Here is a 15,384-nt window from a genome sequence, read left to right as displayed (position 1 = left end):
TATGCGAATTCAGCGGTTTTTCCGGATTACGTGGACGATGGGCAGGCTGGTCGGATCGTGGCGTAGCGGGCTGGCCGGCCTGCTGCTGATAGCCAGCGGCCTGCTCAGCGGCTGCGACCTGCAGCAGGACGTGGAGGTGGACTTGCCGCCCTACCCGGCGCAGCTGGTGGTGGAGTGCTACCTCGAGTCCGGCAAGGTGCCCCAGCTCACCGTGACGGAAAGCGCGCCCTACCTGAGCGACCCCACGCCCAAGGTGCCCACCGACGTGACCGTGGTGCTCACCGGCCCCGACGGCCGAGCCGAAACCCTGCGCCTGCTGCCCGGCCAGGACCCCGTCACCAAAAAGCTGTTTACCCACCGCGGGCGGCAGCCGCTCACCATCCGGCCCGGCGACACCTGGCGGCTGGAAGTAACCGACACCAAAGGCCGCCGCGTGACGGGCACGGCCACCATGCCCGCGCTGGTGCCCATCGACTCGGTGGAGTGGAAGTTCAACGACGAGCCGCCCGGCCGCCGCAAGGCCCTGGTGATTGTGAACTTCCAGGACCCGGCCGCCACCGCCGACTTCTACCGCCTGCAGATTCACCACGACAGCCTCTCGGAAGACTCCCGGGCCCTGGACCGCGACTTCGACGACCGCCTGTTCAACGGACAGAAGGTACCGATGGGCACCAGCTACGAGTTTGCGGCCAACGACACCCTGCTCATCACCTTCCACCACCTCGACCGGCCCTACTACTACTTTCTGCGCTCCATCGACGACGCGCAGTCGGCCAACGGCAACCCCTTCGGCCAGCCGGCCCAGATTCAGAGCACCGTGCAGGGCGGCCTGGGCGTGTTTGCCATTCTGAGCTACGAGCGGCGGCAGGTAGTGGTGCAGTAAGTTTCGCCCCATTGGCCCGCGCTAAAAGCCGGGATTGGGCCTTCGGCATGCAACTTTACCCAGGCCCAGCGTCATCCCGGCTCCAAACCCACCGTTCTGCTTCCCATGAAATTCCCCCGTTTCGCTTATCTGCTGCCCGTGGCAGCCCTGGTACTTGCCACCGCCACCGCCTGCGAGGACGAACCCACGGCAACCCCGCAACCGGCGCCCGAGGCCCTGCTGGTAGCCCACACCTGGCGCCTCGACGAAACCCGCCTGGACGGGCAGGTAACCGGCAGCGGGGCCACGGTGAAGGACCGCTACACCTGGCAGTTCATCCGCGGCGGCGCCTACCACCAGATGCTTACCGCCGACAACACGATGACCCACGGCAGCTGGCAGCTGGCCGACAAGGACGTCACGCTCCAGCTTATCGACCACAAAGGCGAACTGCTGGGCTACACCATTAAGCAGCTCGACGCGAGTACCCTGAAGGTGTCGTGGTTGCGCGGTGCCGAGGTATACGAAAACACCTACTCAGCCCAGTAGCGCCATTCTGGGTCTGAAAGCAACCAAGCCCGGTTCCGCTGCCTGAGCAGAGTAGAACCGGGCTTGGTTGCTTCCGAGGCAGACTGTTGGGGCCTTGGCCAATGGGAGCGGCGGCTACCTCCCCTGCAGCACGGCTTTGATCAGGGCCGTCAGGCGCGGCTCGGCATTGGCGGCGGCGGCCAGGATGTGCTGAATATCGACGGGCTTGAGGTGGCCGGGGCTGGCCAGATCCGTGATGACGGACACGGCCAGCACGGGCAAGCCCATGTGCCGGGCGGCAATGACCTCGGGCACCGTGCTCATGCCCACCGCGTCGGCCCCGATGGTGCGCAGGTAGCGGTACTCGGCGGGCGTTTCGAGCATGGGGCCGGGCAGGGAGGCGTACACGCCCCGGCGGACCCGGTCGGCAAAGCCCAGCTGCCGCGCCGCCGACTCGGCCCGGGCCAGCAGGGCGTGGCTGTAGGGCTCGAACATGTCGGGAAAGCGCGGGCCCAGCTCGTCGAGGTTAGGCCCCACCAGCGGGTTGGTGGGCTGCAGGTTGATGTGGTCGTCGATGAGCATCAGGTCGCTCAGGGCAAAGTCGGGATTCAGCCCGCCCGCGGCGTTGCTCACCAGCAGCTGCCCGATGCCCAGCAGCTTGAGCACCCGCACCGGAAACACCACCTGGGCCATGTCGTAGCCCTCGTAGTAGTGAAAGCGACCCTGTAGCACGGCCACCCGGCGCCCACCCAGCTCGCCCAGCAGCAGCCGCCCGGCGTGGCTTTCGACGGTGGACAGGGGAAAGTGCGGAATGTCGGCGTAGCTGAGCGTGTGCTGCACCTGCACCTCGCGGGCCAGGGCGCCCAGGCCGGTGCCAAGGATGATGCCGCAGTCGGGCTGAAAGGCGGCAGCGTGCTGCTGAATGTAGGCGGCAGCTTCGCGGAGCTGCTGCATCTGATGGGCGGCAGTGGTCATAACAAAAGCGCCGTCGACACGTGCCGGCGGCGCGCAAAAGTAGGGCGCAACGGCTCGTTGCGCGGAGGGAAAGCCAACTGATTTTAGTCAGCGCCCGTAGCCGCGCCAGCACCTGCCGGGCATGGGGGGTGGCGCGGCGGAAAGATTGGCGGCGTCTAAGCTGGATTTCGTAAAGACCGCGTACTATTGTTCCGTTCCCGAAACCATTCGGCCGACCAATGACGAAATCGTATTACTCCCTGATGCTGGTGCTGGGTTTGCTGGCCAGCAGCTGCGAGGAGGCTCCGCAGGAAGCTCCCAAAAAGGCGTCGACCACCGACTTCACGTATTCGGGCACGACGCAGAACTTCACGCCCATTCAATTCAGCAGCCGCGCCGCCGGGGCCGAAACCTTCGCCTGGAGCTTTGGCGACGGCGGCAGCTCCACCGAGGCCAACCCGGTGCACACCTTCCGGCGGGCCGGCAGCTACCTCGTGCGGCTGCGGGCTACCGGCGTGGGGGGAACTACGGAGGTAGCGAAAACCCTGACGCTGGCCCAGGCCGACACCGCAGCTATCATCGTGGCGCGGGCCGTGGGCAACTACCGCTTCGGCAAGGTCGTCCGCACGGAGTACGTGTTCCAGGACCCCGTTCCCCGCGTTACCCGCCTGCGTGACACTACACTGGCCCTAATCAGCCCCCAGCCCCGGACCCTGGAAATCGGGCGTCGCCGGCTCACCCTACTCAGCTCGTCGGTCGCCTGGCCCGTATCGACGCGCTCCGTGCCCAATTACCTGTTCGACGACACCCCCGTGCCCTCGAACTCGGCCAAGGTGTACCTGGCTCAGCAGGGCGATAGTCTCATCTTCTGGGTGCGCTTGGGAGGCCTCGGCAATCCGTACTTCACTACTTACTACGGCCGCAAGCTGCCGTAGCCCATATCCCCCAATAGCGTAACCCCAAGCACTAGTATGATGAAAACGTTTATAGCTCGCTTCCTGATGATTTTGCTGCTGTTGAATACAGCTGCTTGCAAAGAAACCGAAGAGGAGCCGCAGCCCCAGGCCGACTTTACCTTTACCGAGCCATTGAGAAGCCGGGCGCCCATCCGGTTCGAGGCTACAGCCCCCGGCGCCACCAAGTATCGATGGGATTTTGGTGATGGGGGCAAGGACTCAGTGGCCAATCCCACGCACACCTTTGCCGCAGTTGGCAACTACACCGTGACGCTGGCCGTGGACGGGCCCAACGGAGCAGCCAGCAAATCGAAGACGCTACTGGTGGAGGCACCACTGTCTATCCATATTCAAACGTTAGGTGACCACTGGGATGGGGTGCCCATCTCCTTCACCACCATTGCTACCTCCTGGGCCACTTCGTATCGGTGGGATTTTGGCGACGGCACGATCAGTACCGCGCCGAATCCTTCGCACGCCTTTGCCCTTCCGGGCACTTATTCGGTGACGCTTACGGCCACGGGCGCTGCCGGCTCGGCCACGGCCGCCAAGAGCCTCGTGGTGACCTCAGTCGTGGACATTTCCACAGGGTTGATCGGCCGGTACCGCTGTGGTCGGGTTAGCCGGAGTATGATGATGCCCGGGATGCCGGCTCCGAACGTCACTTTGCTGCCAGTCGACACCATCGCGGTCAGCATGTTGGCGGACGGGCGGCTCAAGCTGCAGGCCAACGGCTCGTTGCGTACGGTACTGGGCCTATACCCATCCATGAAGCTCTACCCGGGTACCGGTGGCATTTTATGGGGTTTTCCGGCGTACTGGTACAGTGGCAGTGACTGGGTTCGTCCCTCCGAAGACGCCTACTTCGAGAAACAGGGTAATCGACTAATATACCGGCAGTGGACCGGCGGCAACGGGGGCGGGGATGTATATACCTGCGACTGCCAAAAGCTGTAGCAACGCCGCCCTGTAGCGGACCACCCCCACTACTAGTTTCCATAGCTCTCAACGGTGATGTTTGGCGTCACACTTATTGGCTCACGATGAAAACGATTCTACCCCAACTCCTGGTCATCCTGCTCCTGGGAACAGCAGCGTGTAAGGAGGCCAAGGAGGAGCCAAGCCCCCAGCGGCTTGCGCTAACGGCCGAGTTTATTCACAGCGAGAATCCCCGCTGCAAATACCCGGTCCAATTCGAGACGTCGGCCTCTGGTGCGACCAAGCTTCGATGGGATTTCGGCGATGGCGGGAAAGATTCGGTAGCCAACCCCACGCATACGTTCGCGACGGCCGGCACGTATTCCGTGAGGCTGACCGTGGAAGGGCCCCAAGGAAAGGCCAGCAACTTGACGCCGCTGGTGGTGGGAGAGGCATTGCCACTCGATTTTCAGGTAAGCGGCCTGCTTTGGCATGGACGTGTCGTGAGCTTCAGTACTCTTAATGCTGCCCCAGCCTGGGCTACGGCCTATCAGTGGAACTTTGGCGACGGCGCCACGAGTACCGCGTCTAATCCCACGCACACCTTCAGCCAGCCTGGGGCGTTTGTCGTGAGCCTTACGGCCACCGGCCCCACCGGCTCGGCTATCGTGAGGAAAAACGTCGTGGTGGGCCCCACGGCAGCAGTAGCAACTCTTGTAGCCGGTCGGTACCGGTGTGCCAGAATCATGTGGGAATCGACGACGCTGATCAACCCGGTTCCCGTCTTTCGCCTGCTGCCCGCCGACACCATTACGGTTGGCGCGCTGCCCGATGGGCAAATAGAGTTTCGCGCCCCTGGTCCGCTGGCAACCTTTACTGGCTGGTACCCTACCATGAGGCTGAGCGCCGACCAGTTTCCCTATGCCTGGCCGGGCCCTACCAACCACGCCAACTATCGTTACGAAGCCGGCATGGCGACCCGTCCCTCGGGCCACGCCTATTTCCAGCAGCAGGGCGACAGTATGGTTTACAAGCAGTGGACCGGCGGTAATGCAGCCTACGACCGTTACACCTGCAACTGCAAAAAGCTCAAGTAGCGCTGCTTGATATAGCGCTGCTTGATAGCGTACTTCACTCGCGGGCTGACCAAAGCAATTGTTTGAGAGGCTGCTGCTCAAGTCAAGTAATTTCAGCTGAATATGAAACCGATTTTGTTCTGGCTCCTGAGCATTTTATTGCTGGCCACAGCCGCTTGTAAAAAGACCGAAGGTGAGCCGGAGCCGCCGGTATTGCCCATCGATGTGCAATCTTCGGGGGAAAGCTGGAACGGGGCGCCACTCACCTTCCGCACCGTCGCAGCAGAATGGGCCACTGCCTACCGCTGGGACTTTGGCGACGGCACGACCAGCACCCAGTCGGCCCCGGTGCATGCCTACGATCAACCGGGTACCTATTCCGTGACGCTTACGGCCACGGGCGCTGCCGGCTCGGCCACGGCCGCCAAAAGCCTCGTGGTGACCTCAGTCGTGGACATTTCCACAGGGTTGATCGGCCGGTACCGGTGTGGTCGGGTTAGTTGGGAGGAGATGATGCCTGGGATGCCGGCTCCGACCTTCACTTCGCTGCCGGCCGATACCATCGCGGTCAGTCTGCTGCCTGACGGCCGGCTCAAGCTGCAAGCCAACGGCTCGTTGCGCACGGTGGTAGGGATATTGTATACATCCATGAAGCTTTACCCGGGTACCGGCGGCATTTCCTGGGGGTTTCCGGCGTACTGGTACAGCGGCAGTGACTGGGTTCGCCCCGCGGAAGACGCCCGCTTCGAGCGGCAGGGCAAGCGACTGATTTACACGCAGTGGACCGGCGGCAACGGGGGCTGGGACAAATACTTCTGCGACTGCCAAAAGCTTTGAACACAACGTGAACAAGGCTCCGCAGAAACCCCAACAACAAACAAGGCCGGTTCTTCAACCGGCCTTGTTTGTTGTTGGGGTTAGCTGCTTTACTGAATCGTCAGCTCATAGGGCAGGCGGGCCTGCACGCCCTGCATCTGGGTTACAGCGCGGTACTGCTGGTAGATGGGGAAGAGCGGGCCCATCTGGCTTTTGAGCACGCGCAGCTCGGCTTCCTCCGAGTTGCCGTCGAAGTAGGAGAGCAGGCTTTCCAGGGCCGACTTGCGGCGGGGCAGGCGCTGAATGCGGTAGTCGCCCTCCTTGAGGTTGGCGCGGCGGGCGGCCAGGGTCAGCGCGTCGTCGAAGTCGCCGAGCACGTCGACCAGGCCGTTCTGCTTGGCTTCGAGGCCCGACCACACCCGGCCCGAGGCCAGGCGGCGCAGGCGCTCCACCGGCATACGGCGGCCCTGGGCGGCTTTGCTGGTGAAGTCGGTATAGATGCGCTCCACTTCGCGCTGCATCATTTGCTGCTCGAAGGGAGAAAGGCGGCGCGTGACGGTGGGAATGTCCGAGAACTTACCCGTGGTCACGCGGTCGACGGTGATGCCAAGCTTTTCGGAAAGCAGTGGGCCCAGATTGGGCAGCACGCCGAACACGCCGATGGAGCCGGTGATGGTGTTGGGGTGGGCCACGATGGTGTCGCAGCCCATGGCCAGGTAGTAGCCGCCCGAGGCCGCCACGTCCGACATCGACGCAATAACCGGCTTCACCTTTTTGGCCAGCATCACCTCGCGGTACATCACGTCGGAGGCCAGGGCCGAGCCGCCGGGCGAGTTGATGCGCAGCACGATGGCCTTCACCTTGTCGTCGAGGCGGGCGCGGCGGATGGCGTCGGCGAACTTGGTGCCGCCCACGTTTTCGTCGCTGCCCTTGCCGCCCACGATGTCGCCCTCGGCGTAAATCACGGCAATGCGGTTGCTGCCGGTCTTGGTGTCGTCGTCGGTGTCGGCCTTGTCGTAGGTGCTCAAACTCACCAGGCTGGGCTTCTTGTCTTTCTCCAGCTTAAGCTTGCCGCGCAGGTAGTCGAGCACCTGGTCGTAGTAGCCGAGCTTGGTCACCAGGCCCAGGCGCTGGGCGTCCTCGGCGTTGTGGACCAGCATCGAGTCCTGAATGACTTTGAGGCGGGCCAGGGGCAGCTTGCGGGCAGCGGCAATCTGCTGCACCGAGTGGTCGTTGATGGAGTTCAGAAACGACACCGTCTGGAAGCGGGCCGAGTCGGAGAAACTCTCGCGCATGTAGGGCTCCACGGCGCTCTTAAAAGAGCCCACGCGGAAGATGAAGGGCTCCACGCCGAGCTTGTCGAACAAGCGCTTGTAGAAAAACACCTCCGAGGACAGGCCGTTGAACTCGAGCAAGCCCTGGGGGTGCAGGTAAATCTCGTCGGCCACCGACGAGAGGTAGTAGCTTTTCTCGGAGGCCGTTTCGTGGTAGGCCACCACGAACTTGCCCGACTTCTTGAAGTCGATCAGCGCGTCGCGCACTTCCTCGAGCGAGGCCATGCCGCCCTGCACGATTTCCAGGTTGAGCAGAATGCCGCGGATGTCGTCGTCTTTTTTGGCGCGGGCAATGGCGGCTTTCAGGTCGATGAGGCCGATGGAGGAGTTGCCGGCACCGAAGGGCGTGAACTCGGCTTCCTGCTTGCGTTCGGTAATGGGCTTATCGAGCTTGAGCTCCAGCACCGAGTTGTCGGCAATGGTGACTTCGTCGGCCGAGCTGCCCAGGGCGGCGGCGAAGGCCAGCATCAGCACAAAACTGACCAGGCCAAACAAAAACAGGCCGGTGATGGTGGCCAGCACGTATTTCAGAAAGGTTCGCATGGGTGGGAAGGAAAAGAATCAGCGGTAGGCAAACAAAAGTAGGCGGTTTGGGTGGCCGGCACCGGGCGGTTGAAGCCCGTGCTGAGCGGCCATGAGGCGCCTAACCGCTGCCAAAGTACCGCCGCATTCGGTGGCCCCGGCGAGTATTCGACCACCGGGCGCTTTGGCGGGGTGAATGCCCGCGCAGCGGCCGGCACCGCCGCGACCCGGAGCATCGAATATATCAGTAGGGAAACTGCAGAAACGGGTACTGCCGGCGCATCTCGTGGAGCGCGTACATCCGTTGGGACTCCTCCTCCGGATCGAAAACCCTATTCTTGCCAAAGGTGAAAGGCAAGTGATGATAGTAGAAAAGGCCCCAATTGAGGGTTTCGTCAAATACCAGTTGGTCGCTGTGGAGGAAGATGTCAGCTGCGTACTTCATCACCATTTTCCAAGTCAGCAAAACCGCTTCCTCGTTGCCAAGCAAGAGCACGTAGTGGCGAAATGGAATGCCGCGGCGATACAGCCACTTCTTCAGCGCCGCTTCCGATTCGGGGGAGAACGTTTCAATGTTCTGGAAGTAACCGGTGCGGAATGGGGTAGGGTTGCGCGTGCTCATCGCGCCGTGCATCATGTAGGACGCTTCAAGATACTGGTCAACAAACGTGGTGGCTGCTGCACCCAGAAAGTGAATCTGATCCTGATGCTCGGCCGAAAGCGCTGCGGCCTCGGCAGCCGTGCCCAGGAAGGAGTAAGCCGGAAAGTCGATGCGGTGCTCCTGCAGGTGCTTAAAGTCAATCATGAGATGCGGTCGTAAATCGTCCACAAAATCCGCTTAATCCACCCGCATCAATCCGGGGATTAGTAGCCGTACTTCTCGCCCCACCACTGGCGCAGGCGCTCCTGCATCTTGGCCTCGGCCGGGTTGGCGCCGGGGGTGTAGAAGCGGCGGCCGCTGAGCGCGTCGGGCATGAACTCCTGGTACACGAAGTTGCCCGCGCCGTCGTGCGAGTAGTGGTACTCGGCCCCGTAGCCGAGCTGCTTCATGAGCTTGGTGGGGGCGTTGCGCAGCTGCAGGGGCACGGGCTGCACGCCCTGCTGCTTCACCAGCGCCCGGGCCTCCCGGATGGCCACGTACGAGGCGTTGCTCTTGGGTGAGGTGGCCAGGTACACCACGCACTGGCCCAGAATGATGTCGGACTCGGGCATACCGATGACGGTGACGGCCTGAAAGGTGCTCTGGGCCAGCAGCAGGGCGTTGGGGTTGGCGTTACCCACGTCTTCGGAGGCCAGAATGAGCAGGCGGCGGGCAATGAACTTGGGGTCTTCGCCGCCCTCCAGCATCACGGCCAGGTAGTAGAGCGCCGCGTTGGGGTCGGAGCCGCGGATGCTCTTGATAAAGGCCGAAATCACGTCGTAGTGCATCTCACCGCCCTTGTCGTAGCGCGAGAGGTTTTGCTGGGCCAGCTGCTGCACCAGCGCGTCGGTGATGGTGACTACGCCGGTGGTGGGCTCGGCCGGGGCCGACTCCACCACGATTTCGAGCAGGTTGAGCAGCTTGCGCGCGTCGCCGCCCGAAATGCGCAGCAGTGCGTCGTAGCTGGCTACTTCTACCGGCCGGCGGCGCAGCGCCTCGTCGGAAGCCAGGGCGCGGTCCACCAGGCCGGTGAGGTCTTCTTGGCTCAGGCCCTCGAGCACGTACACCTGGGCCCGGCTCAGAATGGCGGGAATCACCTCGAACGAGGGATTTTCGGTGGTGGCCCCGATGAGCGTGACGATGCCCTGCTCCACAGCCCCCAGCAGCGCGTCTTGCTGCGACTTGCTGAAGCGGTGAATCTCGTCGATGAACAACAGCGTGCCTCGGCGGCTTTTGGCCTGCTGGATCACGTCGCGCACGTCTTTCACCCCCGCGTTGATGGCCGATAGGGCCACGAAGGGCAGCTTCAGCTCCTTGGCCATGAGGTGAGCCAGGGTGGTTTTGCCCACTCCGGGCGGCCCCCACAGAATGAGCGAGGGAATGCGGCCCGCGTCGAGGTAGCGGCGCAGCACGGCGCCGGGGCCCACCAGGTGCTGTTGGCCCACGTACTCGGTGAGGGTGCGGGGACGCAGGCGCTCGGCCAGCGGGGCGCCGGGCCGGGGCTGGTCGGCGGGTGGGTCGAAAAGGGAAGTCATACGGCAAAACAACTACATGGCCCGGTAGTCGGGTAAGAGCAGGCAAGAACGGTACGTACCGCCGCGCGCCGCGTTGGGAATGGCCGTTTCGGTCTTCGCCAGCACCGTTTGGGTCATCCGAATCACTGAAACGGTCTTCGCAATGACCCAAACGGTCCTCGCTAACACCGATTGGGTCTTCGCAAGGACCGAATCGGTCATCCGAACCACCAAATCGGTCGTTGCGAAGACCCAAACAGTCGTTGCGAAGACTGTTTGGGTCATCCGAAGGACCGAAACGGTCTTCGCAACGACCAAAATGGCCCTTGTAACTCACTGGGCGGGGCCGGCAAGGCGGCCCTAGTAAGCAAGGGGGTACGCGCACTACTCCGTTGGCGCTACGGTGCGGGCCCGCCGGGCACCCTACCTTTGCCGGCCATGCAGAACTCCTGGCGCGTCCACCTGGCCTTGCTGGCCGTGGCGCTGATTTACGCGGCCAACTACAGCCTGGCCAAGGACGTGATGCCGCGCTACGCCGGTCCCTTCGGCCTGATTGTGCTGCGCGTGCTTCCGGCGGCCCTCATTTTCGGATTGCTGGCCCGCCTGAGCGGCGGCGCCCGCATCGAGGGCCGCGCCGACCACATTCGCTCCATCCTCTGCGGCATTTCGGGCATCGGACTGAACCAGCTCCTGTTTTTCGGCGGGCTGAACTTGACCACGCCCATCAACGCCTCGCTCACCCAAACCGTGTCGCCCATCGTGGTGCTGCTGGCCTCGGCCCTGCTGCTGGGCGAGCGAATCACGCGGGTGCGGGCGTCGGGCATTGCAGTGGCCGGGCTGGGGGCGGCGCTGCTCATCTCGGGGCGGGGCAGCGGCGGGGCGCCGCTGCCGCCCACGGCCACGCTGGGCAACGTGCTGGTGCTGCTCAACGCGGTGTTTTTCGGCATCTACCTGGTGCTGGTGACGCCGCTCATGCGCAAGTACCCGCCGCTCACGGTGCTGGCGCGCATTTTCCTGGTGGGGGCCGTGGTGGTGCTGCCCTTCGGCTGGCAGCAGGTGCAGCTCATCGACTACGCCCACCTGCCCACGGGCATCTGGGTGGCCATCGTCTACATGGTCATCCCGCTCACCATCTTCACCTACCTGCTCAACAACTGGGCCCTGAAGTACGCCGCGCCGGCTTTGCTGGGCGTCTACATCTACCTGCAGCCGGTGCTGGCCGCCCTCATTGCCGTGGGCACGGGCAAGGACGCCTTCACCTGGGGCCGCGCCCTGCAGGCCTCGCTGATTTTCCTGGGCGTGTGGCTGGTGAGCCAGAAGCCGCGCCCCGCCGTGCCGCTGGAGCCGGTGCAGGATTGAAGCCCCCCGCAAGGTGCGGGCAGTAGCAGCCGCAAAACCCCAGCCGCCCGGGCCGGTTGTCTACCTTTGCCGACCACTGACGTAGCCCGCCGATAACCGCGCGGGGCGCGGGCTTTCAGGTAACAACTGCTTCTTATGTCCATCACCTCCCAGGCCGACCTGACCGGCCTTCAGCAGATCAGCGCCGCCGTGGCCTCCACGCTGCGGCTGATGCGCGAGTACGCCCAGCCGGGCATGAGCACCCTGGAGCTGGACGAGTACGGCGGCCGCCTGCTGGCGGAGCTGGGTGCCCGCTCGGCGCCGCGGCTGACCTACGGCTTTCCCGGCTGGACCTGCATCAGCGTCAACCAGGAAGTGGCCCACGGCATTCCCTCGGCCCGCAAGGTGCTGCAGGAGGGCGACCTGATCAACATCGACGTGTCGGCCGAGCTGGGCGGCTACTGGGCCGACAACGGCGGCTCCTTCGTGCTCGGCGCCGACCTGCACCAGCGCCGCCCGCTGGTGGATGCCTCGCGGCAGATTCTGCACACGGCCATCAGCCGCATCCGCGGCGGGGTGCGCATTGCCGACATCGGCGGGCTGATTGAGGCCGAAGCACGCAAAGCCGGCTTTCGCGTCATCAAAAACCTGGTGGGCCACGGCGTGGGGCGCAGCCTGCACGAGGAGCCCAAAGAAATTCCCTGCTACTACGACCGCAGCAACCGCCAGCGCTTCAAGCGAAACTCGGTGGTGGCCGTGGAAACGTTTATCTCGACCCGCGCCTCAATGGCCCACCAACTCGCCGACGGGTGGACGCTGGCCACCAAGGACGGCAGCTACGTGGCCCAGCACGAGCACACCCTGGTGGTAACCGACGGCCAGCCCATTATCCTGACCGCCGACAACCGCATCTGGGACTGAGGCCAGCGGCCTAGTTTAGCTGGGCTCCCACAGCTCGATCTTGTTGCCGTCGGGGTCCAGCAGGTGCACGAACTTGCCGTAGTCGTAGTGCGCAATGTCGTCGAGGATGGTCACGCCGCTTTCGCGCAGCCAGCGCACGAGCCCTTCGATATTCTGCACCCGGTAGTTGATCATGAACTCCTTCGGGGAGGGCGCGAAATAGTCACTGCCTGTTGGGAAAGGGCTCCACTGCAGCGAGGCCACCTCCTCCGGCCGGTCAGCGCTGCGCGATTCAAACGTGGCGCCCCAGTCGTTGACCTCGAAGCCCAGGTGCCGGGCGTACCACTGCCGGGTTTGCTGCGGGTTATCGGAGAAAAAGAAGATGCCGCCGATGCCGGTGACTTTGGGCGTTACCTCGTTGGGGAGAGTCGGGTTGGTGGGGGCGTCGGGATGCTCGGTCATGGTTCGGGCTGATTGCGGGTTGCTGTGCCCCGGCCGGGGCGTTCCAAGATAAAGCGGTTGGTAGGTGGTAGCACCAACGGGTAGCCGCCACGGTCGTACTTTTGGGGTGGCCGCGCCCGGCTGCTGCCTTTGCCTATGAAACTACTGCTGGTGGAAGACGAGCCCAAGCTGGCCTCGTTCATCAAGAAAGGATTCGAAAACGAGGCCTACGAGCTGGAAGTGGCCTACGACGGCCGCGTGGGCCAGTCGCTGCTGGAAAAAAACCGCTACGATGTGGTAATTCTGGACGTGAACCTGCCCTACGTCAACGGCTTCGAGCTGTGCCGCCGCCTGCGCGAGCACGACGCGCAGGTGCCCGTGCTGCTGCTCACCGCCCTCGACTCGCTCGATGATAAGGTTACTGGCTTCGAGGCCGGCGCCGACGACTACCTGGCCAAGCCTTTCGAGTTCAAGGAGCTGCTGCTGCGCACCCGCGCCCTGGCCAAGCGCAACGGGGAGGCGGCCAGCGTCAAGCGCGTGCTGCGCATGGCCGACCTGGAGCTGCACCTCGACGGCAAGTACGTGACCCGCGCCGGGCAGCGCATCGACCTGACCACCCGCGAGTACGCCCTGCTGGAATACCTGCTGCTGAACCGCGGCAAAACCGTCACCCGCGTCGACATTGCCGAGCGGGTGTGGGAGCTGAACTTCGACACCAACACCAACGTCATCGACGTGTACGTGAGCTACCTGCGCAAGAAAATCGACCGCGACTTCACGCCCAAGCTCATTCACACCGTGGTGGGCATGGGCTACGTGATGCGGGAAGGGTGATGGGTAATTATTAATTAATAATTAAGAATTATTAATTGGAGTTGTTTTCATGAGTTTTTTGGCTCGACATGACCGTTCTTCAGCAGCTTGATAGTTCTTATTACGGGTTGCTGAAATGTGTTGAATTATTAATTCATAATTCATAATTCATAATTATTAATTAAAAGGAATGCTCATTCGCAACAAGCTCATTCTGCGCTTTACCCTAGTGGTGCTGGCCATTCAGCTGAGTTTGTCGCTGTTTGTGTACTACTTCAGCGCGGCCACCCGCGAAAAGGAGTTCTACAACCGCCTGGCGGGTAAGATCGAGCTGACGGGGCGCATCCTACTGCGGCGCGACAACCTGCGGCGGGGCGTGCTGAGCACCTTCCGGCGGCGCGATTTGCTGACCATGGCGCGCGAGCAGATCAGCATCTACAGCCCCCACGGCCGCCTCATCTACGCCAGCGACGACGCCATTGACCAGCGCGGCAACCTGGTGCACCTGGCCGAAGTGGGCCCCACTCACCCGGTGAGCTTCCGCTACGGCGGCCGCGAAACCCTGGGCATGGAGTACCGCCACGACGACCGCAACTACCACATCTTCGCCGCCGCCTACGACGACGTGGGCGTGCAGCAGCTGGCCAAGCTGCGGCTGCTGCTGCTGGTGGGCAACCTCGGGGCGCTGGCCCTCATTGTGGTGGCCGGCTGGTACTTCGCCGACGAATCGCTGCGGCCCATGGCACGCATCGTGCGCGAGGTGCGGCGCATCACGGCCTCCAACCTGAGCCAGCGCGTGCACGAGGGCAACCACAAGGACGAAATTGCCCAGCTGGCCATGACCTTCAACCGCATGCTCAGCGGGCTGGAGCTGGCCTTCGAGTCGCAGAAAAGCTTTCTGGCCCACGCCTCCCACGAGCTACGCACCCCGCTGGCCAACGCCCTGGGCACTCTGGAAACCTCCTACAGCTACGACACCGACCTGCAGGAAGCCCGGCGCAGCATGCAGTCCAGCATCGAGGAAATCCGCCGTATCATCGGCCTTACCAACGGTCTGCTGGCCCTGGCCAAAACCGACGAGGCCTCCTTCAAGCGCGGCCCCGTGCGCCTCGACGAGTGCCTGACCCAGGCCATGGACTACTGCGCGGCCAAGCACCCGGGGCGGGTGGTGAAGCAAACCTTTGGCGAGGTACCCGCCGAGCTCGACGACGCCTTTACCGTGCCCGGCAACGCCCACCTGCTCACCACCGCCCTGCTGAACCTGCTCGACAACGCCTGCAAGTACTCCGACGGCCCGGTGCAGGTGCAGCTGGGCTACCAGCGCCGCAAAACCCTGGTGGTAACCGTGCGCGACCAGGGCATTGGCATCAGCCCCGAGTCGCTCAAGCGCATCTACGAGCCCCTGTTCCGCGCCGACAACGGCCGCGACCAGCCCGGCCACGGTCTGGGGCTGCCCATCACCCAGAAAATCATTCGCCTGCACGGCGGCGAGCTGCTGGTCGAGTCGGCCGTGGGCGTGGGCACCACGGTGACCATCAAGCTGCCCGTGTAACGGGGCGGCGGCATTAGCTGGGGGAGCGGCGGCACATCTGTCATCCTGAGCATGTCGCGCATCAAGCGAGGACGAAGGCGCTTATCACGCCTGAACGACGCCGTACCAACGAATCCGGCTGACGGGGTAAGGTCCTTCGGCTGCGCCTCAGGATGACGGGCTGGTAAACAACGACTCGTTCTGACTTGGTAAGGTCCTTGACTTCGCCGACCTACGGTTC

The 15,384-nt window shown here is 63.4% G+C and carries 15 protein-coding genes; 10 read left to right on the top strand and 5 right to left on the bottom strand.

Going from position 1 to position 15,384, the window contains the following annotated elements; translation table 11 throughout:
* Position 1 precedes the first annotated feature (1 nt).
* Together ACE191_RS08610 and ACE191_RS08605 are read left to right on the top strand one after the other, a co-directional pair.
* On the top strand, positions 2-883 hold the full coding sequence (locus tag ACE191_RS08610) for a DUF4249 domain-containing protein (protein WP_400191789.1): 882 nt from the start codon (positions 2-4) through the stop codon (positions 881-883).
* A 105-nt stretch (positions 884-988) separates the two neighbouring features.
* Positions 989-1,411 carry a hypothetical protein gene (locus ACE191_RS08605; RefSeq protein ID WP_400191788.1) on the top strand — a complete coding sequence of 141 codons (423 nt, stop codon included), beginning with the start codon at positions 989-991 and terminating at the stop codon, positions 1,409-1,411.
* Between the two features lie 114 nt (positions 1,412-1,525).
* Here the strand turns inward: ACE191_RS08605 and ACE191_RS08600 are convergent, their stop codons facing one another.
* Positions 1,526-2,365: a purine-nucleoside phosphorylase gene (locus ACE191_RS08600; RefSeq protein WP_400191787.1), complete on the bottom strand. Its 840-nt coding sequence runs from the start codon at positions 2,363-2,365 to the stop codon at positions 1,526-1,528.
* Positions 2,366-2,583: 218 nt separating this feature from the next.
* Between ACE191_RS08600 and ACE191_RS08595 the strand changes: the two genes are divergently transcribed.
* The 4 genes from ACE191_RS08595 (at position 2,584) to ACE191_RS08580 (ending at position 6,131) form a co-directional block, all read left to right on the top strand.
* Positions 2,584-3,279: a PKD domain-containing protein gene (locus ACE191_RS08595; protein WP_400191786.1), complete on the top strand. Its 696-nt coding sequence runs from the start codon at positions 2,584-2,586 to the stop codon at positions 3,277-3,279.
* Between the two features lie 36 nt (positions 3,280-3,315).
* A complete protein-coding gene (locus ACE191_RS08590; protein WP_400191785.1) occupies positions 3,316-4,257 on the top strand; it encodes a PKD domain-containing protein in 942 nt (313 codons plus the stop codon).
* A gap of 86 nt (positions 4,258-4,343) precedes the next feature.
* On the top strand, positions 4,344-5,315 hold the full coding sequence (locus tag ACE191_RS08585) for a PKD domain-containing protein (protein ID WP_400191784.1): 972 nt from the start codon (positions 4,344-4,346) through the stop codon (positions 5,313-5,315).
* A gap of 102 nt (positions 5,316-5,417) precedes the next feature.
* Entirely contained in the window at positions 5,418-6,131 is a 714-nt protein-coding gene (locus tag ACE191_RS08580; RefSeq protein WP_400191783.1) for a PKD domain-containing protein, read from the top strand.
* A gap of 89 nt (positions 6,132-6,220) precedes the next feature.
* Here ACE191_RS08580 and sppA read toward each other — a convergent pair whose 3' ends face one another.
* From sppA to ACE191_RS08565, 3 genes are all read right to left on the bottom strand, one after another.
* Complete coding sequence (gene sppA / locus ACE191_RS08575) at positions 6,221-7,987, bottom strand: signal peptide peptidase SppA (RefSeq protein WP_400191782.1); 1,767 nt, start codon at positions 7,985-7,987, stop codon at positions 6,221-6,223.
* 223 nt (positions 7,988-8,210) lie between these two features.
* Positions 8,211-8,771 carry a hypothetical protein gene (locus ACE191_RS08570; RefSeq protein WP_400191781.1) on the bottom strand — a complete coding sequence of 187 codons (561 nt, stop codon included), beginning with the start codon at positions 8,769-8,771 and terminating at the stop codon, positions 8,211-8,213.
* 59 nt (positions 8,772-8,830) lie between these two features.
* The gene (locus tag ACE191_RS08565; protein ID WP_400191780.1) at positions 8,831-10,141 is read right to left on the bottom strand and encodes a replication-associated recombination protein A; all 1,311 of its coding nucleotides are present in this window, start codon (positions 10,139-10,141) and stop codon (positions 8,831-8,833) included.
* A 417-nt stretch (positions 10,142-10,558) separates the two neighbouring features.
* Between ACE191_RS08565 and ACE191_RS08560 the strand changes: the two genes are divergently transcribed.
* Both ACE191_RS08560 and map read left to right on the top strand, forming a co-directional pair.
* A complete protein-coding gene (locus ACE191_RS08560) occupies positions 10,559-11,479 on the top strand; it encodes a DMT family transporter (protein ID WP_400191779.1) in 921 nt (306 codons plus the stop codon).
* 135 nt (positions 11,480-11,614) lie between these two features.
* Positions 11,615-12,379 (top strand): type I methionyl aminopeptidase, encoded by a 765-nt coding sequence (map, locus tag ACE191_RS08555; protein WP_400191778.1) that lies wholly within the window; start codon positions 11,615-11,617, stop codon positions 12,377-12,379.
* Positions 12,380-12,394: 15 nt separating this feature from the next.
* Here map and ACE191_RS08550 read toward each other — a convergent pair whose 3' ends face one another.
* On the bottom strand, positions 12,395-12,820 hold the full coding sequence (locus ACE191_RS08550) for a VOC family protein (protein WP_400191777.1): 426 nt from the start codon (positions 12,818-12,820) through the stop codon (positions 12,395-12,397).
* 135 nt (positions 12,821-12,955) lie between these two features.
* Here ACE191_RS08550 and ACE191_RS08545 point away from each other — a divergent pair, with 135 nt between their 5' ends.
* Both ACE191_RS08545 and ACE191_RS08540 read left to right on the top strand, forming a co-directional pair.
* Positions 12,956-13,633, top strand: coding sequence for a response regulator (locus ACE191_RS08545; RefSeq protein WP_400191776.1), 678 nt, complete (start codon positions 12,956-12,958; stop codon positions 13,631-13,633).
* A 169-nt stretch (positions 13,634-13,802) separates the two neighbouring features.
* Complete coding sequence (locus ACE191_RS08540; RefSeq protein ID WP_400191775.1) at positions 13,803-15,164, top strand: sensor histidine kinase; 1,362 nt, start codon at positions 13,803-13,805, stop codon at positions 15,162-15,164.
* The last annotated feature ends 220 nt before the right edge of the window (positions 15,165-15,384 follow it).

The organism is Hymenobacter sp. B81, from assembly GCF_044628455.1.
Taxonomy (GTDB): domain Bacteria; phylum Bacteroidota; class Bacteroidia; order Cytophagales; family Hymenobacteraceae; genus Solirubrum.
The sequence above is the reverse complement of the archived record's forward strand: the minus strand, read 5'-3'. Positions and strand labels throughout refer to the sequence as shown.